Below are 19,740 nucleotides of genomic sequence, written 5' to 3'. Positions count from 1 at the left end.
GTCACGAGACCCGCGGCGCGCGCCGTCGCGGGTATGTATGCATCCCAGGGAGTCTGCAGATGAAGCTCATCATTCTCGACCGCGACGGCGTCATCAACGTCGACTCCGAGCAGTTCATCAAGTCGCCCGAAGAATGGAAGCCGATCCCCGGCTCGCTCGAGGCGATCGCGCGCCTCAACCAGTGGGGCTGGCGCGTGGTGGTGGCGTCCAACCAGTCCGGCGTGGGGCGCGGCCTGTTCGGCATGGATACGCTAAACGCCATCAATGACCGCATGGTGCGCAGCCTGGCGCAGGTCGGCGGTCGCCTGGATGCGGTTTTTTTCTGTCCGCATGCGGCGGACTCCACCTGCGACTGCCGCAAGCCCAAGCCCGGCCTGTTCCTGCAGATTGCCGAGCGCTTCAATGTCGCGCTGCAGGACGTACCCTGCGTGGGCGACAGCCTGCGCGACCTGCAGGCGGGGGTGGCCGCAGGTTGCCAGCCCTTCCTCGTGTTGACGGGCAAGGGGCTGCACACCAAGGACAGTCCCGAACTGCCGCCCTCGACCCGGATCTTCCCCGATCTCGACGCCGTGGCCGCTACGCTCACGGCCTGAAACTCATGGCAGGCGCACCGTCAGGGCGGTGCGATCTGCGCCCAATGACGCCTGGACCACACCGTGCATCTCATCCGCTCATTCCTGTTCGCAATACTGCTCACACTGATCACCGTGCCCTATGCGATCTTTGCCACGCTGATCTTCTGGCTACCGCCGATGACCCGCCATCGCCTGATCACGTCCTGGGTGCCGGTGATGATGTGGGTGATCCGCCATGTTCTCGGTATCCGCTACAGGGTGATCGGTGCCGAGAACATGCCTGCCGGCCCGGCCGTGGTGCTGTCCAAGCATCAGTCCGCATGGGAGACGATCGCGCTGCAGCAGATCTTTCCGCCGCTGTGCTTCGTGCTCAAGCGCGAGCTGTTGCGCGTGCCATTCTTTGGCTGGGGTTTGGCAAGCATTCCGGGCATTGCGATCGATCGCAATGCGGGCAAGGATGCGCTCGCCCAGGTTGTCGAGCAGGGCCGCGAGCGCCTGAAGGAGGGTCTATGGGTTGTCGTCTTCCCCGAGGGTACGCGTGTTGCCCCGGGGACGGTGAAGCGCTACAAGCCGGGCGGCGCCATCCTCGCCAAGCGTGCGGGCGTGCCGGTGGTGCCGGTGGCGCACAATGCGGGCGAGTTCTGGCGGCGCAATGCCTTCGTCAAGCGCCCTGGTGAGATCATCGTCAGCATTGGTCCGGTGATCGACGTCAAGGGCGTGAAGGCAGAGCAGATCAATGCGCGCGCCGAGGCCTGGGTCGAGAGCGAGATGCAGAGGCTTTTCCCTCATCACTATGCCGGCGAGGCGTCGGCTGTGCATGACCAGGACGGTGGCACGGGCGCGCCCGAAGCCTGATCTGGTTACACGTCAGCCGCGAGGGTTTGAAGGCGATAGTCTTTTGTGGCGTGCCCGAAGAGCTCGCGGCTCGCGCCGCTCCTTCAGCAAAGCCCGCCGCCGCGGGTCTCTCCCCCGGTGGGAGCGGCGCCAGCCGCGAGCTTTTCGTCGTCACGGGGGGGGCTTCGACGGCCTCTCGTCTACGCCTTGGACGTGCGCTGCACCGCGGGCTACATTGAAAGCCCGAACCCGCAGGAGGTCGATATGAGCGACACACTGCCCGCGCTGGGCGAGGATGAGATTCGCCAGCGCCTGGCGCGCGAACTGCCGCATTGGTATTACGAAAATGGCTGGATCCGGCGCAAGTACCGCACGGAAGGCTGGAAGGGCACGCTGATGGTCGTCAATGCCGTCGGCCACCTTGCCGAAGCGGCCTGGCATCACCCGGACCTTGCTGTGTCCTATGCCTTCGTGATCGTGAAACTGTGCACCCATTCCGCGAAAGGGGTGACCGAGCGCGACTTCGCGCTCGCCAGCAGGATCGAGGCGCTGATCCAGTGGCAACCCGCCCGCGAGGGGGGTGTGCTTGAAGGCACTCCCAATGATGACCAGCGCTTCCGCTACATCAAATACGACTGATGCGTCGGCGGGCGGTAAACGCAAAACGGCCCCTCGATGAGGGGCCGCTTCGTCAGACCTTTACCGAGGAAGCTTAGGCAGCCTTCTTGGAGGTGGTCTTGGCGGTGGTGCTGACGGCCTTGACGGTGGCGTTGGTCGCGGCAGCCACGTTGGCTTCGGCGATCTCGGCGACTTGCTTGGCAGCCTTGCTCATGCTGTCGTAGGCGCTGTTGGCGGCGGCGATGGCCGACTTGACGGCGGCGACGGCGACGTCCGAACCGGCGGGCGCCGACTTGGCAGCCTTGTCGAGGGCGGTAGCGACGCCCTTGTTCAGCTCGGCGACCTGGCCTTCGAAGACCTTGGACATTTCTTCCTGGCTCTGCGAGGCGATCTCATAGACGCTGCGAGCGTAGGCGACGGCCTTCTCGACGATCGGCTGGGCCAGCGAAGCCTGCAGGCTCACCAGTTCCTGGACGTCCTTGGCGGCGAGCAGGGTCTTGGTGTTGGCAACGCCGTCCTCGAGGATCGAGCGGGCGGTGTTCAGGTTCAGGGCAGCGAGGCGCTCGGCGCTGGCGAAGGCGGTGTTGGCCAGGGTCAGCAGGGTCTCGATGTTGGCCTTGTTGGCGGCGGCGAACTGCTCGGGGGTGGTGAAGTTGCTCATTTGAATCTCCTGTAATCAAGCCCGGATTGCATGCACATCGTGGTTTCATGCCACATGTTGCGTTGCAGCATGGTTCGAATTATACGGAGGCGCCTCAAGCTGTCAAGCGAAAATTTGTGCATCGCACAATCGCTATTCGATTGCTTTATCCAATCATGTGCGCCGCTGTCCGGCCCAGCAAACGCTTGGTCTGCCGAGCGATCCGCATGCAGTGTGCAACACCCTTGTTGCGGGCCGATGACCAAGGCACTGCGGCGTGGCATGGCCTTGCCGCAGTGCAGGAGGGGGGAGCGATCAGTCGTGGGTGAAGTTGGCCTTGCGCTTTTCGACAAAGGCGGCCATGCCTTCCTTCTGGTCGTTGAGGGCGAAAGCGGCGTGGAAGACGCGGCGCTCGAACAGCAGGCCTTCGTTGAGGCTGCTTTCGAAGGCGCGGTTGACCGATTCTTTGATCATCATCACCACCGGCAGCGAGAAGCTTGCGATGGTCTCGGCGGCGGCCAGGGCCTCGTCGAGGAGTTTGTCGGCCGGCACCACGCGCGACACCAGACCGGCGCGCTCGGCTTCGGTGGCATCCATGAAGCGGGCGGACAGGCACAGGTCCATGGCCTTGGCCTTGCCGACCGCGCGCGGCAGGCGTTGCGTGCCGCCTGCACCCGGCAGGATGCCGAGCTTGACTTCGGGTTGGCCGAACTTCGCGCTGTCGGCGGCAATGATGATGTCGCACATCATCGCCAGCTCGCAGCCGCCGCCCAGGGCGAAGCCCGCCACTGCGGCGATGACCGGCTTGCGGCAGGTCTTCACGCGCTCCCAGTTGCGGGTGATGTATTCGCTCTTGTAGGCGTCCATGTAGGAGAAGGTAGCCATCGCGCCGATGTCGGCACCAGCGGCGAACGCCTTTTCGGAGCCGGTGATGACGATGGCGCCGATGCCTTCGTCGGACTCGAAGTCGTTCAGCGCGGCGGTGATCTCGTCGACGACCTGATCGTTGAGGGCGTTGAGTGCCTTGGGGCGATTCAGGGTGATGAGGCCGACGCGGCCGCGCTTCTCGGCGATGATCAGTTCAAAGCTCATGGGTTCTCCTGTTGTCGGGGTGCTGCGTGTCGGTGGAAGAAGGTTGAGTGCGCTTACTGTTGGCCGTCCGACTTGGGCTGGATCACGGCACGTACGCGGCTGGATGGGGCGCCCGGCTGGCTGCCGGGGGCATTGGTGACCAGGTAGTTCTCGGTGATGGCGTCGTATTCGATGTAGTGGCCGCTGACCTGGTCGCCGCCGCTGGTGACGCGGGCGCGGTTGAACAGGCGCGCTTTCTCGCTGCGGCTGTCGTATTCGATGCGCTCGGCTTCGCCTTCGACGTACTGATCCGTAGTGCCTTCGCGGCGCTGACGGAAGGTGGCCAGGCGGTTGCCGGTGGCGGTGGCGACGCCGTTCTGGAAGCCCGCGGCGTCCTGGGTCACGACCAGCTTGTCGCCACGGATCGTCAGTGAGCCCTGCGACAGGATCACGTTGCCCTCGAACACGTGCACCTTGTTGCGGTCGTCCACCGTCAGGCGGTCGGCCTCGATATTGACCGGCTGCTCGCGGTCGGCCTTCTCGGCGATGGCAGGGGCGGAAAATGCGGCGAGCGCTGCCACCCCCAGGGTGGCCAGGCAACGGGTGAGGGAGATGCGATGAGTGTGCTTCATGAGGAGGGTCCTTGGCGGCGAGGCATGTGGGTGCGGACCTCGCCGGTCAGTTCGAGCGTGCCGAACAGGTTGTCGGCGCGCATGCCCTGGGCGGTGGCCCGGCTGTCGCCGCGCATCAGGACCACCGGGGAGTCGGTCTGGGCGCGGTGGGCGTCGGGCCACACCGTCAGCGTTTCGGAGTCGAGTGCGAGTGGCAGGGCGTCCGCAGAGCCAGGACGGCGGACCTGCACCTTGCCTTCGAGATCGACGCGTTCGCCCCCTGGGGAGACGTCGCCGCGCGTGGCGCTGATGTGGGTGTCGCGTTGTGCGTCCTGCATGTGCAGGCGCGGTTCGTGGAGTCGGGTGATGTCGCTGGCAGGGAAGTGCTCGAGGCGCTCGGCGAGCAGTTCGTAGCGCTGCCGGCCGTCTTCACCGAACCCCACCAGGCGGGTGTGTTCGGCGACGAAGTCCGGACCGCCATGCTCGACCGCGGCAACCGGCTCTTCGATGCGGGTGATGCGCTCGAGCCACAGCGAGGCGCCTGCCAGTGCGGCGAGGGCGAGAACCGGGTAGAGGCGCCAGGTGTCGATCACTCAGATCACCTTGGCGCGCATCAGGTCGTGAGTCGTGAGCGCGCCGACGAGACGGTTGTCGCCGTCGACCACCAGCAGCTGGCTGATGCGCAGGCGCTCCATGACCTCGGCGGCTTCGGCCGCCAGGGCCTGGGGGCCGATGTTGCGCGGATTGTGGCTCATCACCGCGGTCACGTGCGCGCTGCGCACGTCGCAGCCTTTCTCGAGCGCGCGGCGCAGGTCGCCATCGGTGAAGATGCCCTGCGGCCGATCGTCGCTGTCAACGATGGCGGTCATGCCCATGCCACCGGCTGTCATCGCCAGCAGGGCGCTGCTGAGCAGGGCGTCGGGGCGCACGCGCGGTACGGCGTCGGCGGGGCGCATCACGTCGGCGACGTGGGTGAGCAGGCGACGGCCGAGTGCACCGCCCGGGTGCGAGCGTGCGAAGTCCTCCGCGGCGAAACCGCGCGCGTCGAGCAGGGCAACCGCGAGTGCATCGCCAAGGGCGAGTGCGGCGGTCGTGCTGGCGGTGGGGGCGAGGTTGAGCGGGCAGGCTTCCTCGGCGACGGCGGCGTCGAGGTGGACGTCGGCCTGTACCGCGAGCGGCGACTCCGGGCGTCCCGTCATCGAGATCAGGCGTGCGCCCTGGCGCTTGACCAGCGGCACGATGGTGAGCACTTCCTCGCTCGTCCCCGAGTTCGACAGGGCGATGACGACGTCTTCGGGGGTGATCATGCCGAGGTCGCCGTGTGCGGCTTCGGCGGCATGCACGAAGTAGGCGGGCGTGCCGGTGCTCGCGAGCGTAGCCGCGAGCTTGCGTGCGATGTGCCCGGACTTGCCGATACCGGTGACGATCACGCGCCCGTGGCGCTGGCGGATGATGTCGACGGCACGCTCGAAGTCTGCGCCGATGCGGTCGGCAAGGGCGGCGACTGCATCGGCCTCGATGCGCAATACCCGGCGGGCGAGGGCGACGGCGCGGCTGTCACCCGTTTCTGGAGTTGAGTCCATGCGGTCCATGCTTGAGACTGGCGGGGGCGCGGTGCGACGCGCATGGAATGTATCGCTGCGCGCAGCACCGTGTGCGAGCCCCCGATTGTATATCAAGCGCTACCCGTGCTCAGAGACTGGCGCAGACGGTGTGGCTGGCGCTGTCGTCGAGCGGATTGGTTGCCGAGATCGGCACCAGTGCGCCTTCGCCAGCCGTACCGGCGCGCATTGATCCAGTTGCCGGGTTGCCATCGTCGAGCGCGATGTCGAGTTGGCGCACCAGCTTGCCGACGATTGCGTCCGAGCACACGACCATCGCGCCGGGGATGCCCAGCACGGTGCCGCCGCGCTGGACGCCGACCCTGCCGCCGACCGCATTGCGCGGCAGGAAGCCGGCATCGTCTGGGTCGGTGCTGCCGCTGGCGACGTTGGCGAGGCGCAAGTGCTGCCAGAAGCGCACGCTCTCGCTGCCGCTGCTGTCGTCCCAGTTGCCATCGATGACGCCGTTGCCGTTGCCGAGGGCTGTGCACTCGCTGCTGCCTGGGCACAGATGCATGCGTGCATTGCGGTCGTCGCCGGGCAGGGCGCGGTACTTGTCCTGGTAGGCATGGACCATCGCGGGGATGCTGCGGAAATCCTGGCCGAGGTTCTTCACCTTGGCACTGTCGATCAGTTCCTGCCCCTTCATGACGCCGCCGAGCAGCAGGCTGACGACGAGCAGCACGATGGCGATCTCGACGAGGGTGAATCCGTCCTGTTTGGTGTTCATGGTGGTCTCCTTCGATGGTGGATGAAAAACACGGATGTCCTTGCCCTACAGTCGTCCGCCCTGTGCCAGGCGGGCAATCAGCAACGGCCGGCCGAGCCAGGCGAGCAGGTCGTCGTAGTCGGGTGTGGGCGGGCCTGCCTGGTAAAGAGGGGCGGTTACGGTGTAGCTGGCGTTGAGGCCGTCGGCATGCCGGTTGGGGCCGGTGGAGTAGACGATGGCGACGGCCTGCGAATCGGAGGTCGTGATGCGGCTGCCGTCGTGGCCGCGGATCTGAAGGTTGGCCGATGGCAGGGTGGCGGCGGTGATCGGGGCCTCGGCGAAGCGCGGGTCGACGCGGTAGTGCCAGTGCCCGCCCCAGTCGTCGCCTACCGCAGTGCGTGGTGAGCCCCACGCGTCGGTGGCGGGCACGGCCAGGCTGCGCCAGGGCAGGCGGCCTTCGCTTGCGAAGCTGCACGGCGCCGGGTCCTCGATGCCATAGAGCGGACTGGCGGGGTCGGTGGTGGTACTCGGGCAGGGCAGACGGCCGTGGATGAGTGCGAAGCCGATGAGGGCGTGCTGGATGTCGCCGAGGCGTTCGAGGCTGGCCTGGCGGTCGCGGGCCTCCATCCGGCTGCCCAGTGGCACCAGCAGGCCTGCACCGAGTACGGCGAGGATGACGAGGACCATGGCCAGCTCCACGAGGGTGAAGCCGCGGCCTCGGGGGTGCCGCGCAAGGGCCTGCTTCGGCCTCTCGATAGCGCGGAGCGGGGGCGTCTGTTTCATGACAGGCAGCGGACGATGTCTTGCACTGCCGGTTGTCCGTGCTCGTGGGCCGCGAAGCGCTCGGCGCCCTCGAAGCGAGGAACGCCGGCCTTGAGGTGGAGCGCGTTCGTGCCCTCGAAGTACTGTGCGGGATCGGCGCGCTGGGCGGCGGTTGCGCGCAGTTGGCGGCCAGCGCCGTGACGGATGCGTTCGCCGGCGAACAGCAGCGCCGCGCGGCAGTGCCGGGTGGTGGCAGTGTCTGAGGAGGTGATCTCGATGCAGGCGTCGCTGTCGGTGCAGATGGCGACGCGGATCTGGTCGCGCCAATGGTCGATGCGCGCCCGCTCGGCCGCGGGCAGTCCCAGGTCGGCGGCGTTGGGCAGGACGCCGGAGCGCAGTGCGCCGACCTCCGTGTCGAAATGGCGGTGAGTGAAGTCAGGTTCGGCGAGGCGAGCATCGAGCGCGGAGGCGATGTCCGAGATGAGCGCGTCGATCCGTGCCGCGTGGTCGGCGCGTCGGCGCAGGGCGTCGAAGATGTCGTCGATGCCGATCCAGGCGATCAGGTCGGCGCCCGGCAGATTACCCCCCGAGAACACGTCGAGCGTGCCATCCACCGTGGCCGGATAGTCGCCATCGAGGTAGTGCGCGAGATCGGCGACGGCCGAGTCGCCGCCGGGGCAGGTGCGACCGCTCGCAGGTGCGCGCACTTGGCCGGGCAGTGCGGGCCCTGGGGCGAAGACGATCGCGACGGCGCGCCCGTCCGGTCCGGCGGCGGCGATTCGGTGGCCGTCCGCGCCGTGCACGACGAACTGGCCCGGACTGTCCCAGTTCAGCATGAGCGCCTTGGGGTTGTGCTTGACGCTGCCGGCGACGGCGTACCACAGGCACTCCCCCCAGCCGTCGCGCAGGTCCGGGAGGCCGAGCGTCCGCCAGGGCAGGCGGCCGATCGCGCCCTGGCCGCGGGCGCCGCAGGCGCCGATCGGTGTCGAGCCGGTGTTGCCGCTGTCCGGGCAGGGCAGGAATCCGTAGCCCTCGCCCGGGTGGCTCTCCTCATAGCTGATGGCGTAGCCGATGAGCGCTGCGCGCGCCTGGGCGAGAGCGATGACGCTGCGGGCGTGGGTGAGCATGGTGGCACGCGTGCGCAACTCACCAGCGCCGAGCAGGGCGCCCGCTCCCAGTACCAGCAGGAGCACGAGTGCTGCGAGCAGGGCCTGCCCACCGTGCGCTCGAGGTGGTGATGGATGTGCGCTCATTGTCGTGCGTCCTCGTCGGAGGTGTCGTGTGCGGTCGTGGCGGGGGCAGGCCAGAGGTCGCCGACGCGCAGCCGGGGGGCGCTGAGGCCGCTGGGAGCAAGCGCGGGTTCGTTGCCCGGCACCATCCTCAGGCCGGCCTGCGCAGGCTCGATGGGTTTGCCGTCGAGCCATATGGTGTGACGGCCGTCGGGGCGCCTGAGGACGCCGTCGATGCGTTTCGGCTCGGGCACTTGCACGCGTGCGGCGGGGGCTGGCGTGGGCGCGGCTGGCAGGGGGGGCTGCGGCGCGGCGGGTGCGACCGGCTCGGGTGACGGGGCGAGGTCGTCGGGAGGCGCAGGCGCGGCGTCGTGTGTCGGCTGCGCGGGCACGGCTTCGAGGGGGGACGGGCGTGCCCTGTGCTCGGCACCGGCACGCGCTGCGGCCTGGGCGTGCAGCCAGTATCCGGCGCCCAACGCCAGGCAGGCTGCGAGCAGCCCGCCACCGAGCAGAAGCCCGCCTGGGCGGCGTGGCGCCGACGCTGCGGCCCAGCCCAGGCGGGCGGGTGCCCGGCGCAGGGCGTGCAGCAGTAGCGGCGCCAGTTCGTCGGCTGTGGCCGGTGCATCCGTGTCGTCGCGCATCTGGTTGGGACCGAGGCGCTCGGATGGAATGAAGGTGATTGACGGGTCATCTTCGGTGACGGCGGCCGTGGTGTGGAGCTGCTCGGGGGTGCCGATGACGAGTGCGTCGAGTGCGTCTTTGCTGGCCACACGATGCTGGGCGCGCAGGTAGTTGCGTGTGCGTGCGAGTTCGTCCTGCCACGCTGCCGAATGGCCTACGATGCGCGAGAACAGCGCCTGGCCGTGCATGAGGAGGCTGATGCGCAGGCCGGCGCGCGTGCGGCCGAGCACCATCACCTGTGCTCGCGTGCCGACGGCCCGGGCGTGGAGATGGGCCAGCAACTCCGCCGCGGGTACGATGCGTTCGACGCGACGGCCGGTTGCGCGCAGGGGGTCTATCCAGGCCTGCAGCGTTGCGGGTTGGTTGAGGCCGGAGAACAGCATGCGTTCGCGACCGGGCGTTGTCTGGCCGCTCGTGTCGTCGAGCCTGATGGCACGTGCGTAGGCGGGGTCTGGGAACCAGGCGGCCAGCCTGCGCGTGATCAGTGCGCGTCGATCGGCACCGCGAACGCGCGGGATGTCCTCGCTCTCGTAGGCCTCATCGGCCAGGTCGACCAGAAGCCTGCATGGGGCGCGGGTGGGGCGCTCTTCCAGCCAGGCTCGGAATGCGGGCTGTGCAGTGCTGTCGAAGACGGCGACCCGGATGACTTCGTTTTCATGCACTTGCCATGCGTCGAGGCCGAGTGCATCGATGCGGAGCAGCAGTGGTGTGCGCATCGCGGATCAGACCGGCAGGCGGGTGATGATGTCGTAGATCGGCCCCAGCACCGCGCTGGCGATCCAGAGCAGCAGGCCACCCATCAACAGGGTGAGTGCGGGTTCGGCTACCGCCTGCAGGCGGGCCGTGCCCTCGCTGACGTCGCGCTGGTAAAGCTCGCCGAGCTTGTGGAGGGCGTTGTCGAGGCTGCCTGTCTGTTCGCCGAGAGCCAGCATGCGGGTGACCAGAGGCGGGAAGATGCCTGCGGCCTCGAAGGCGGTGGAAATGGGGCGGCCGCGCTCGATGGCGTCCCGCGCGCTGCGCAGGCCCTCGCGCAGGGCCAGGTTGCCGGTGGCGCCCTCACTCGCGCGCAGTGCGTCAATGACGTTGATCCCGGCGGCGTAGAGGGTTGCGAAGAGGCCGGCAAAGCGTGCAAGCGCGAGTTTGCGCAGGATGTCGCCGACTACGGGCAGGCGCAGGATGAGTGCGTCGGCGTGAGTGCGCAGCCTTGCCGAGCGGGCCAGCGCCTGCCATGACGCACCCATGCCGGCACATAGCGCCAGCAGCGCGTAGCCGCCCCAGTCGCGCACTGCCTGCGACAGGCCGACGAGCAGCCGTGTCTGCAGCGGCAGTACCTGCCCACTGCTGCGCAGCAGCTTCTCCAGTTCGGGTACGACCTGGGTGAGGGCGACGACCACGGCCAGCAGCAGCACGCTGGCGACGATCGCCGGGTAGATCGCGATCCTGCGTGCGTGCGCGGCGAGCGCCTCGTCGCGCGCCAGGGCGCTGCCGATGTCGCGCACGGCCTCGGGCAGGCGCCCGGCTTCTTCGCCCGCGCGCAGCAGGCTCACGGCGACGGCCGAGAACGCGCCCGGCTGGCGGGCCGCCGCTTGTGACAGGGGGCAGCCGTTCTCGATGTCGTCGAGCAGCCCCGACACCATATTCCTGACCCGGCTGTCGGGATGTGAATCGCGCAGCACGGCGAGGCTCTCGAACGGGGGGACACCGGCACCAAGGAGCTGTTCGAGCTGGTAGCAGAAGGGGATCAGCTCGCGCCGCGGCAGGCGCCGCCGTGGCAGCATCATGCGGCAGGGCTCGCCGTTGATGAGTTGGAGCCCGCTTGCGTGCAGGCGCTGCTCGAGGTCGCGCAGGTCCGTGGCCTCCATGCGGCCGCGTTGACGCGTGCCGGCGAGGGTGAGCGCACGGTATCTGAAGAGGGTCATGCGCACGCCCCGCGCGCGGCCGCCTTGCCTGCCTGGCCCAGATCGACCACGCGCGCCAGTTCGTGAAGGGAGGTGGTGCCGTCGGCCACGCGGCGCAGACCGTCTTCGAGCAGGCTGCGATGCCCTGCTTCGCGCGCTGCGGCCTGGAGCATGCCGGGGCTGGCCTTGCGCGCAATGAGCTCGTCGAGCTCGGGCGTGAGATGCAGGATCTCGAAGATGGCGCGCCGCCCGCGATAGCCGCGGAAGTCGCAGGCCGGGCAGCCTGCGGCGTGGTACAGAACGGGGGTGGCGGTGTCGGTGGCGAGGCCGAGCAGTGCGCGCTCGGCCCCGTCCGCGACATGGGCTGTGCGGCAGTGGGGGCACAGGCAGCGCACCAGGCGCTGGGAGAGGATGCCGGCGAGGTTGCCTGCGAGCAGTTCGGCGTTGAGTCCGATGTCCAGCAAGCGCGGCAGGGCGCCGAATACCGAGTTCGCATGCAGGGTGGCAAACACCTGGTGGCCGGTGAGTGCCGCGCGCAGGGCCATCGCGGCGGTGTCGGCGTCGCGGATCTCGCCGACCAGGATCACGTCGGGGTCCTGACGCAGCAGGGCGCGCACGCCGTCGGCAAAGCCCAGGCGGGCGGCATCGCCGATCTGCGTCTGGCGGATCATGGCGAGCGGATACTCGACCGGATCCTCCAGGGTCATGATGTTGACCGCCTCGGTGTTGAGGTGGTTGAGGATGGAGTACAGCGTAGTGGTCTTGCCGCTCCCGGTTGGCCCGACAACGAGGGTGAGTCCGTCGGGGCGGCCGAGGATGCGCGCGAGCGTGGCCGCCTGGTCCTCGTCCAGGCCGAGCGCGGGAAGGGGGACGATGCCCTTGTCGCGGTCGAGAATGCGCAGCACGATGTTCTCGCCATGCAAGGTGGGCTGGGTGGCGACGCGGAAGTCGATGGCGCGGCCGCCGACGGCCACGCTGATGCGGCCGTCCTGGGGGCTGCGCGATTCGGCGATGTCCAGGCCGGCCATGACCTTCAGGCGCACCGCGAGCTCCGGCCAGCATGCCTTGTGGATTGCCCGTACCTGGCGCAGTGTGCCGTCGATGCGGTGGCGGATGCGCAGAAAGGCGGGTTCGGGCTCGAAGTGGAGGTCGGATGCGCCGCGCGCGGCAGCGTCGGCGAGGAGCGCATCGACGAGGCGCACGACCAGCTGTCCGTCGCGCACCTCGGACGGTGTGCGCGATTCGAGCGCCCGCACAAGATCCTCGATCGAGCCTGCTTCACCGTAGTGGTGGTCGATTGCGCGGCCCAGCTCGGTGTCGCCGGCCAGCCGGAGTTCGATGTGCACGTCGGGGCCCAGCTCGCCACGCAGGCGGTCGAGGGCGACGATGTCATGCGCATCGGCCATGGCGACGATCAGGCGGTGGCGAGCGGCATCGTATTGCAGTGGAAGCAGGCGGTGGCGGCGGGCAAGTGCCTGCGGTACGCGAGCGACGGCGTCGGGGTCGGCGAGTGCAACCGAGAGATCCACGAAGGGCAGCCCGCTGCGTGTGGCGAGGGTCTCACGCAGGGCTGCCTCGCTGACGAAGCCCATGTCTACGAGCACCCGACCGAGCGGCTGGCGGCGCGCGGGCTGTTCGCGCAGGGCGATGCGCAGCTGATCCTCGCCGATGAGGCCGGCGGCGAGCAGGGTCTGGCCAATGGATTGGGGGGCGTTCATGGCGTGGTGATTGGCATCGCCGTGGCGGCAGGGGAAGCTGCCGGCAGCACCGTGGGGCGCAGCGGCATGGTGGGAAAGTTGCGCTGATCGGGCGAGGGGGCGCGGGTGAAGAAGTCGTCGGCGGGGAGGTGTGTGGCGTAGCCGGCGTAGTCGCCCTGAATTCCGGGCTCGGAGATCAACAGCGGACGCAGGAAGATGAGCAACTCGGTGCGGCGCACTGCGTTGGCGCGGCGAGTGAATAGTTCGCCGACCACGGGTAGGTCGCCGAGCAAGGGGATACGGCCGGTATCGAGGTCGACGCGGTCTTCCATGAGGCCGCCGAGCACGGCGGTTTCGCCGCTGCGCAGGCGCAGCATGGACTCGATCTCGCGCGTGCGGATCTGCGGCACGCGATTTGGAATGCTGCGCAGCGAGGGGTTGGGGTCGTCCTTGAAGCCCGAAATGCCGGAGATGGTGGGGCGCACGTTGAGGGTGATCTCGCCGTTGGCACTGATCTGTGGCGTGACCGACATCACCATGCCGACCGAGACCGACTGCGGGGTGGTGGTTGCGGTGATGCGCGATTGTTGGCGGTCGTCATACTCGGTGGTCGTGCTGTCGACCAGGAAATACACCACTTCCTCGACCACCTTGAGCATGGCCGTCTGGTTGTTGAGCACAGAAAGGCGCGGGCTGGACAGGACCTTCACCGTGCCGAAGGTCTCGAGCAGCTCGATCTGCACGTCTGCACTCGATGACAGGTAGCTGAGCGTGGGCAGTCCGCTTGCGGCATCGCCCGTGCCGCGCGGGCGCACGTTCCAGCCCGGCACGCCGATACGCGTCCAGTCGATGCCTTGGCGGTAGCCGTCGGCAAGCGTGACCTCGACGATGGTGGCTTCGATCATGACCTGTCGGCGCGCTGCTTGCTGGACCTGGTCCAGGAAGGCCTTCAGGTGTGCGTGCTGGCGTGCACTTGCACGTGCGGTGACGACGCCGCTCTCGCGGTTGACCATGACGTCGGCGCTGCACGGACCGGCGCTGTTGGTGCGGCAAGGACGGGGCGTGCCGCCAGCCTCCTCGAGGATTGCCCCCAGGCTGATCTCGAGCGAGTTCCAGAAGTCATTGCTGGCGCGGGTCTCGATCTGGGTCACCGAGGTGTTCCCGGCGGTGTTGGCAGCGCCCTGCTGGTGGGCGCCCGTGGTGGCGATCTGTGTGCTGGTGGCGACCGAGCCGCGCATCTCGCGGCTGAGGTTTACGTAGTCGAGGGCGTAGCTGCGGATGAATGGGGTGTCGGGACGGACCGAGAGGTGGCGACCGCGCAGTTCGTAGCGGATCTCTGCCTGTGCCGCGATGCGTTCGAGCAGCAGACCGAGTGGCTGGCCGGCCGCATGGATGGTGACCCGGCCCTCGATGCCCGGGTGGAGGTCGAGTTCGAGCCCGGCGTCGCGGCCGATCGCGAACAGCAGTTGGTGTACGGGCAGGTCGTTGACCGACAGGGAGTAGGTTTCGACGGGCTCGGGTGCTGCCGCGTCGATGCCGGGGGTGGAGGTGCCCGTCCAGCCCGTGGCGGGCGTCGGCTCATGCGTTGGCGCTGTTTCTTCGGCGGTCTGCGTTGCTGCAGGGGAGGTGGCGAGCGCAGCCGTACCCGTGGCGTGGAGGTGCCCCGGTGGCAGCCGGGCGGGGGCGAGTGGGGTGCATCCGGCGATCAGCGCGGAGACCATGGCCATGCCAGCGAGACGTGCAGGGGCGAAGGTGCATCGGGTCATGCCGCAATGCTAAATGCATTCGATGCCAATTGGAATACGATATTGGGATAATTCGGGAACGCCTGCAGCCTTGGGTGGTCTGTTGCAAGTGCCTGCGGCAGAAGCGCTCTTTGTCTGGTCACGCTCTCGGTGCGGGGCCAGGCGATGGTGTTGCGTTGCAGCACCATCGCCGCTCAGTCGCGGACCGCTCTGATACAATGCGAAGCTTTTTTCAGTCCCGTCTACCTCTCGTGTCCCTTCCCCCCGAGCCCTCCGCCCCGCTGGTTTCGCTGCGCGACGTGCGTTTCGCCTATGGCGAGCGTGAGGTCCTGCGCGGCATCGATCTGAGCGTGCACCGCGGCCAGGTGGTGGCCATCATGGGGGGCAGCGGCTGTGGCAAGACCACGCTGCTGCGACTGATCGGCGGGCAGTTGCGCGCTTCGTCGGGTACGGTCGAGGTCGAAGGGCGCAACATGGCGAGCCTCTCGGGTGGGGAGCTTTATGCGCTGCGCCGGCGCATGGGCATGCTGTTCCAGTTCGGTGCGTTGTTCACCGACATGAGCGTGTTCGACAACGTCGCTTTTCCGATGCGCGAGCACACCAGCCTGCCCGCAGGCATGATCCGCGACCTGGTGATGATGAAGCTGCAGGCCGTTGGGCTGCGCGGCGCGGCGACACTCAGCCCGGGCGAGCTTTCGGGCGGCATGGCACGTCGCGTGGCGCTGGCGCGGGCGGTGGCGCTCGATCCGATGCTGATTCTGTATGACGAGCCCTTCGCCGGCCTCGACCCGATCTCGCTGGGCATCATCGGCCAGCTGATACGGCGGCTCAATGATGCGCTCGGAGCAAGCTCCGTGATGGTCACCCACGACGTGCATGAGTCGCTCGAGATCGTGGACTACATCTACTTCGTCTCCGACGGCCGCATCGTCGCGCGCGGAACGCCGGATGAGATTCGTGCTTCCGGCGACCCCTTCGTGCACCAGTTCGTCAATGCCGAGGCCGACGGTCCGGTGCCTTTCCATTACCCGGCGCCACCGATCGACAGCCTGCTCGGCGGGAGGGGCGTATGAACGGCATGTTCGCTGCGCTGGCAAGCGGCCTGCGCCACATCGGCGCGCTCACCATCGGCGGTATCTGGCGGCTCGGTTTTGCGGCCCGCTTCCTGCTCGCCGTCTTGCTCGCCTCCGGACAGTCGATCCGGCGCCTCCATCTCACGATCCGCGAGCTCTACTTCAGCGGTGTACTGTCGCTGCTGATCATCGCGGTGTCGGGATTTTTCGTTGGCCTGGTGCTGGGGCTGCAGGGCTACGACATCCTGCAGCGCTTCGGCTCGGCCGATGCGGTCGGGGTGATGGTGGCGCTGTCGCTGTTGCGCGAGCTGGGGCCGGTCATCGCCGGCCTGCTGTTCGCGAGCCGGGCAGGTTCGGCAATCGCCGCCGAGATCGGCCTGATGAAGACCACCGAGCAGCTCAAGGCGATGGACATGATGGCGGTAGACCCGATCGCCCGTGTGGTGGCGCCACGGTTCTGGGGCGGCGTGCTGTCGATGCCGCTGCTCGCGGCCCTGTTCTCGGCAATGGGCATCTTCGGCGGCTGGTTGATCACCGTCGTGGTGATCGGCGTCGACGACGGCGCCTTCTGGTCGCAGATGCAGGCGACCGTCGAGTTTCGCTATGACGTGGTCAATGGTGTGATCAAGTCCTTCGTGTTCGGCGCGGTGGTGTCTTTGATCGCGGTGTTCGAGGGGTACGACTGCCAGCCCACGGCCGAGGGCGTCTCGCGGGCGATCACCCGTACCGTGGTGACCTCCGCGCTCGCCATCCTGGCGCTGGACTTTGTCCTCACTTCCTTCATGTTCCGGGGGCTATGATGAGCCGTACGACGCTCGACTTGTGGGTCGGCATTTTCGTGGCGCTGGGCTTTGCAGCGCTGATCTTTCTGGCGATGCGGGTGGCGAATTTTTCCGGTTTCGATGCCTCCACGGCCTATCGCGTAGAGGCGCCCTTCGACAACATCGGCGGGCTCAAGGTGCGCGCGCCGGTCAAGAGTTCGGGCGTGCTCGTCGGGCGGGTTGCAAGTATCCGCTTCGATACCGAGATCTATCGCGCCGTCGTGGTGCTCGAACTCGATGCGCGCTACCCTTTTCCTGCCGACACCACGGCCTCGATCCTGACCTCCGGCCTGCTTGGCGAGCAGTATGTGGGCCTGGAGGCTGGGGCGGACGTCGACATGCTCAAGGACGGCGATCGCGTCCTGATCACCCAGTCGGCCGTCGTGCTCGAGAAGCTCATCGGTCAGTTCCTCTTCGACCGCGCGGCCGATGCGCCGGCGCAGTAAGCGAACATCGTTCGGGAGAAAACAACAATGCGTTCCAGACCCGTTCCCGGCCATCGTGGCCTTGCCGTGCTTGCCGCGTCCATCGTGCTGACGACCGGCTGTGCGACCACCGCCAATCCCGACGATCCGCTCGAGGGTTACAACCGCGCGATGTTCGCCTTCAACGAGCAGGTCGACAAGGTCGTGGTCAAGCCCGCGGCCGAGGTCTATCAGGCGGTCTTGCCGCGTCCGGTGCGCACCGGCGTCGGCAACGTGCTGGGTAACCTCGCCGACCCCTGGATCGGGCTCAACAACCTGCTGCAGGGCAAGGTGGCAGAGGCGATGAGCGACTTCATGCGGTTCGCCTTCAACTCTACCTGGGGTCTGTTCGGTCTGCTCGATATCGCCAGCGAGGCCGGCCTCGCCAAGCACGATGAGGATCTGGGCCAGACGCTTGGCCGCTGGGGGGTGGGCGAGGGCGCTTACGTCGTGCTGCCCTTCTTCGGGCCGCGCACCGTGCGTGACACTGTGGCCATGCCGGCTGACATGATGGGCAACATGCCGCTGCGCATGGATCACGTGCCGACGCGCAACACGGTGCGCGCCACGCAGATAGTGCATCAGCGCTCCACCCTGCTCGGCACCGAGCGCACCCTGGATGAAAAGGCGGTCGACCGCTATGCCTTCGTGCGCGACTTCTATCTCCAGCAACGCCGTTACAAAGTCAGTGATGGACAGGTGGAGCGGGTGTACGAAGATTTCGACGAGCAGTCGGCGGTGCCGCTTGGCGATGAGGTCGACACCGCCGCAGCGGCTGCGGTCGAGCGCCTCGAGTTCGCCGAGCTCGATGCGCCGGCCTTGTCCCCAACTGACATCCGATAAAGCAAGCACATGAACAAGCTCATCACCCTCGTCTGTTTCCTCTTCGCTGGATTGCTGCCGGGCGTGGCCGCGGCGGCGGAGCCCAAGGCCCCCGATGTACTCATCCGCGACGTCACCAACGAAGTCCTCGAGATCGTGCGCACCGATGTCGCGCTGCGCTCGGGTGACATCCGGCGCGTGGTTGAGCTGGCCGAGGCGCTCGTGCTGCCGCACTTCGATTTCCGTCGCATGACCATGCTCGCCGTGGGGCGCGATTGGCGTGACGCTTCGCCCGAGCAGCAGGCGCGCCTGATCGAGGGCTTCCGTACCCTGCTCGTGCGTACCTATGCCAATGCCTTCACCCAGTACCGTGACGAGCGTGTGGTGTTCCCGCCGTCGCGCTTTGCAGCGGCCGATACCCGCGTGCAGATCCGCACCGAGGTCGTGCGTCCGGGTGCGCAGCCGATCGGTATCGATTACATGCTCGAGAAGGGCGAGCAGGGCTGGAAGGTGTTCGACGTCGTCGTCGCCGGCGTCAGCCTGGTGACCAACTACCGCAGCAGCTTCAGCCAGGAGGTTCGAAGCGGTGGCATCGACGGCCTGATCCGCGCGCTCGAATCTCGCAACAACGCGCTCGCCACCGAGCAGGGCCTGGCGCCCGCGGGCGCGGGAGCTGCCTCGTGAGTGGAGAGGCGGCGGTGCGCGTGTTCGCACCCGTCGGTGAGCTGACCATGCAGTCCGCGCCCGCGCAGCTCGAGGAGGGGCGGCGGCTGGCGGCAGCGGGCGACCTCGTCGTCGATTTCTCTGCCGTCACCGCGGCCGATTCGTCGGCGCTCGCCTTGCTGCTCGAGTGGATGCGCTTCGCGCGGGCGGAGGGGTATGCGCTCTCGGTTCGTGGTCTGCCCGCCGGGCTGGCCAGCCTGTCACGGTTGTACGACATCGATGCATTGCTGCCTGTAGAGGGTGGCGCTTGAGCCTGCCTGCGATTCGCATCAGCGGCGTTGCCAAGCGCTACGGCACGCTTCAGGCCTTGGGTGGCGTTGACCTCGAGATCGGGCAGGGCGAGTTTTTCGGCCTGCTCGGGCCCAACGGTGCCGGGAAGACGACGCTGATCTCCGCGCTGTCCGGCCTGGTGCGCCCCGATGCGGGTAGCCTGGAGATCATGGGGCACGATGTGGTGGCCGATTACCGCAATGCTCGCCGCAACCTGGGTGTGGTGCCGCAGGAACTGGTCTTCGATCCATTCTTTTCGGTGCGCGAGCTGCTGCGCATGCAGTCGGGCTATTTCGGCATCCGCAACAACGACGACTGGATCGACGAGATTCTCGCCAGTCTGGACCTCAGCCATAAGGCGCAGGCCAACATGCGCGCGCTGTCAGGCGGCATGAAGCGACGTGTGCTGGTGGCGCAGGCCCTGGTGCACCGGCCGCCGGTGATCGTGCTCGATGAACCGACCGCGGGCGTCGACGTCGAGCTGCGCCAGGGGTTGTGGCAGTTCATCCGCAAGCTCAACCGCGACGGCCACACCATTGTCCTCACCACGCACTACCTCGAAGAGGCAGAGACCCTGTGCGGGCGCATTGCGATGCTCAAGGCGGGCAAGGTGGTGGCACTCGATACCACCGGAAATCTGTTGCGGCGTTTTGCCACGCATAGCCTGCGTGTGCGGGTCGATCAGCCCGGTGCGGCACTTGCTGCCGGGGGGCGAACGGACGCAGAGGGCTGGATCGTGTTCGAGTTCGACGCCTATGCCGAGGTCGAGGGGCTGCTTGCACGCCTGCGCGAGGCGGGCGCCGGCGTGCGCGAGCTGCAGCTCGGCGAGCCTGATCTCGAGCGCGTCTTCGTTGAGGTAATGAATCGTGCCTGATGTCGAGCCTCGCGCCGTGCGT

22 protein-coding genes are annotated in these 19,740 nt (G+C 67.7%); 10 read left to right on the top strand and 12 right to left on the bottom strand.

Features of this window, described 5'->3' with window-relative positions; genetic code table 11:
- Positions 1–59: 59 nt before the first annotated feature.
- The 3 genes from gmhB to P7F68_RS12695 all read left to right on the top strand — a co-directional run bounded on the left by gmhB (position 60) and on the right by P7F68_RS12695 (position 2,048).
- Complete coding sequence (gene gmhB, locus P7F68_RS12705) at positions 60–593, top strand: D-glycero-beta-D-manno-heptose 1,7-bisphosphate 7-phosphatase (RefSeq protein WP_002928467.1); 534 nt, start codon at positions 60–62, stop codon at positions 591–593.
- Positions 594–656: 63 nt separating this feature from the next.
- Positions 657–1,430, top strand: coding sequence for a lysophospholipid acyltransferase family protein (locus P7F68_RS12700; RefSeq protein WP_002928469.1), 774 nt, complete (start codon positions 657–659; stop codon positions 1,428–1,430).
- A 243-nt stretch (positions 1,431–1,673) separates the two neighbouring features.
- A complete protein-coding gene (locus P7F68_RS12695) occupies positions 1,674–2,048 on the top strand; it encodes a 4a-hydroxytetrahydrobiopterin dehydratase (RefSeq protein ID WP_277833617.1) in 375 nt (124 codons plus the stop codon).
- 73 nt (positions 2,049–2,121) lie between these two features.
- Here the strand turns inward: P7F68_RS12695 and P7F68_RS12690 are convergent, their stop codons facing one another.
- The 12 genes from P7F68_RS12690 to P7F68_RS12635 form a co-directional block, all read right to left on the bottom strand.
- Positions 2,122–2,688: a phasin family protein gene (locus tag P7F68_RS12690; protein ID WP_002928474.1), complete on the bottom strand. Its 567-nt coding sequence runs from the start codon at positions 2,686–2,688 to the stop codon at positions 2,122–2,124.
- 294 nt (positions 2,689–2,982) lie between these two features.
- Positions 2,983–3,759: an enoyl-CoA hydratase gene (locus P7F68_RS12685; RefSeq protein ID WP_277833614.1), complete on the bottom strand. Its 777-nt coding sequence runs from the start codon at positions 3,757–3,759 to the stop codon at positions 2,983–2,985.
- A gap of 53 nt (positions 3,760–3,812) precedes the next feature.
- Positions 3,813–4,370, bottom strand: a complete 558-nt coding sequence (gene lptA, locus P7F68_RS12680; protein WP_002928481.1) for a lipopolysaccharide transport periplasmic protein LptA — start codon at positions 4,368–4,370, stop codon at positions 3,813–3,815.
- Entirely contained in the window at positions 4,367–4,942 is a 576-nt protein-coding gene (gene lptC / locus P7F68_RS12675; protein WP_277833612.1) for an LPS export ABC transporter periplasmic protein LptC, read from the bottom strand. The genes lptA and lptC overlap by 4 nt, the downstream gene beginning before the upstream one ends.
- Entirely contained in the window at positions 4,943–5,932 is a 990-nt protein-coding gene (locus tag P7F68_RS12670; RefSeq protein WP_002928486.1) for a KpsF/GutQ family sugar-phosphate isomerase, read from the bottom strand.
- Positions 5,933–6,041: 109 nt separating this feature from the next.
- Positions 6,042–6,680: a prepilin-type N-terminal cleavage/methylation domain-containing protein gene (locus tag P7F68_RS12665; protein WP_002938583.1), complete on the bottom strand. Its 639-nt coding sequence runs from the start codon at positions 6,678–6,680 to the stop codon at positions 6,042–6,044.
- Positions 6,681–6,725: 45 nt separating this feature from the next.
- Entirely contained in the window at positions 6,726–7,442 is a 717-nt protein-coding gene (locus tag P7F68_RS12660) for a type II secretion system protein (RefSeq protein WP_277833608.1), read from the bottom strand.
- Positions 7,439–8,674, bottom strand: a complete 1,236-nt coding sequence (locus P7F68_RS12655) for a hypothetical protein (RefSeq protein ID WP_277833606.1) — start codon at positions 8,672–8,674, stop codon at positions 7,439–7,441. The genes P7F68_RS12660 and P7F68_RS12655 overlap by 4 nt, the downstream gene beginning before the upstream one ends.
- The gene (locus P7F68_RS12650; RefSeq protein WP_277833604.1) at positions 8,671–10,047 is read right to left on the bottom strand and encodes a hypothetical protein; all 1,377 of its coding nucleotides are present in this window, start codon (positions 10,045–10,047) and stop codon (positions 8,671–8,673) included. The genes P7F68_RS12655 and P7F68_RS12650 overlap by 4 nt, the downstream gene beginning before the upstream one ends.
- A gap of 6 nt (positions 10,048–10,053) precedes the next feature.
- Positions 10,054–11,250, bottom strand: coding sequence for a type II secretion system F family protein (locus P7F68_RS12645; RefSeq protein ID WP_277833601.1), 1,197 nt, complete (start codon positions 11,248–11,250; stop codon positions 10,054–10,056).
- Positions 11,247–12,947 (bottom strand): GspE/PulE family protein, encoded by a 1,701-nt coding sequence (locus P7F68_RS12640; protein WP_277833599.1) that lies wholly within the window; start codon positions 12,945–12,947, stop codon positions 11,247–11,249. The genes P7F68_RS12645 and P7F68_RS12640 overlap by 4 nt, the downstream gene beginning before the upstream one ends.
- A complete protein-coding gene (locus P7F68_RS12635; protein ID WP_277833598.1) occupies positions 12,944–14,692 on the bottom strand; it encodes a type II secretion system protein GspD in 1,749 nt (582 codons plus the stop codon). The genes P7F68_RS12640 and P7F68_RS12635 overlap by 4 nt, the downstream gene beginning before the upstream one ends.
- A 230-nt stretch (positions 14,693–14,922) precedes the next feature.
- Between P7F68_RS12635 and P7F68_RS12630 the strand changes: the two genes are divergently transcribed.
- Genes P7F68_RS12630 through P7F68_RS12600 form a run of 7 tightly spaced genes read left to right on the top strand, consistent with a single transcriptional unit; the run spans position 14,923 to position 19,718 of the window.
- A complete protein-coding gene (locus P7F68_RS12630; RefSeq protein ID WP_277833596.1) occupies positions 14,923–15,744 on the top strand; it encodes an ABC transporter ATP-binding protein in 822 nt (273 codons plus the stop codon).
- Positions 15,745–15,749: 5 nt separating this feature from the next.
- Positions 15,750–16,544 carry a lipid asymmetry maintenance ABC transporter permease subunit MlaE gene (gene mlaE, locus P7F68_RS12625; protein WP_386040592.1) on the top strand — a complete coding sequence of 265 codons (795 nt, stop codon included), beginning with the start codon at positions 15,750–15,752 and terminating at the stop codon, positions 16,542–16,544.
- Positions 16,544–17,011 carry an outer membrane lipid asymmetry maintenance protein MlaD gene (gene mlaD, locus P7F68_RS12620; protein WP_002940762.1) on the top strand — a complete coding sequence of 156 codons (468 nt, stop codon included), beginning with the start codon at positions 16,544–16,546 and terminating at the stop codon, positions 17,009–17,011. Before mlaE ends, mlaD begins: the two co-directional genes overlap by 1 nt.
- 27 nt (positions 17,012–17,038) lie before the next feature.
- A complete protein-coding gene (locus P7F68_RS12615) occupies positions 17,039–17,872 on the top strand; it encodes an MlaA family lipoprotein (protein ID WP_277833593.1) in 834 nt (277 codons plus the stop codon).
- Between the two features lie 9 nt (positions 17,873–17,881).
- Positions 17,882–18,535: an MlaC/ttg2D family ABC transporter substrate-binding protein gene (locus P7F68_RS12610; protein WP_277833590.1), complete on the top strand. Its 654-nt coding sequence runs from the start codon at positions 17,882–17,884 to the stop codon at positions 18,533–18,535.
- 14 nt (positions 18,536–18,549) lie between these two features.
- Complete coding sequence (locus tag P7F68_RS12605) at positions 18,550–18,825, top strand: STAS domain-containing protein (RefSeq protein WP_277833649.1); 276 nt, start codon at positions 18,550–18,552, stop codon at positions 18,823–18,825.
- Positions 18,822–19,718 carry an ABC transporter ATP-binding protein gene (locus P7F68_RS12600; protein ID WP_277833588.1) on the top strand — a complete coding sequence of 299 codons (897 nt, stop codon included), beginning with the start codon at positions 18,822–18,824 and terminating at the stop codon, positions 19,716–19,718. Before P7F68_RS12605 ends, P7F68_RS12600 begins: the two co-directional genes overlap by 4 nt.
- Positions 19,719–19,740 lie beyond the last annotated feature (22 nt).

Origin of the sequence: Thauera mechernichensis (assembly GCF_029588855.1) — a bacterium.
Lineage (GTDB): Bacteria > Pseudomonadota > Gammaproteobacteria > Burkholderiales > Rhodocyclaceae > Thauera > Thauera mechernichensis.
The sequence above is the reverse complement of the archived record's forward strand: the minus strand, read 5'-3'. Positions and strand labels throughout refer to the sequence as shown.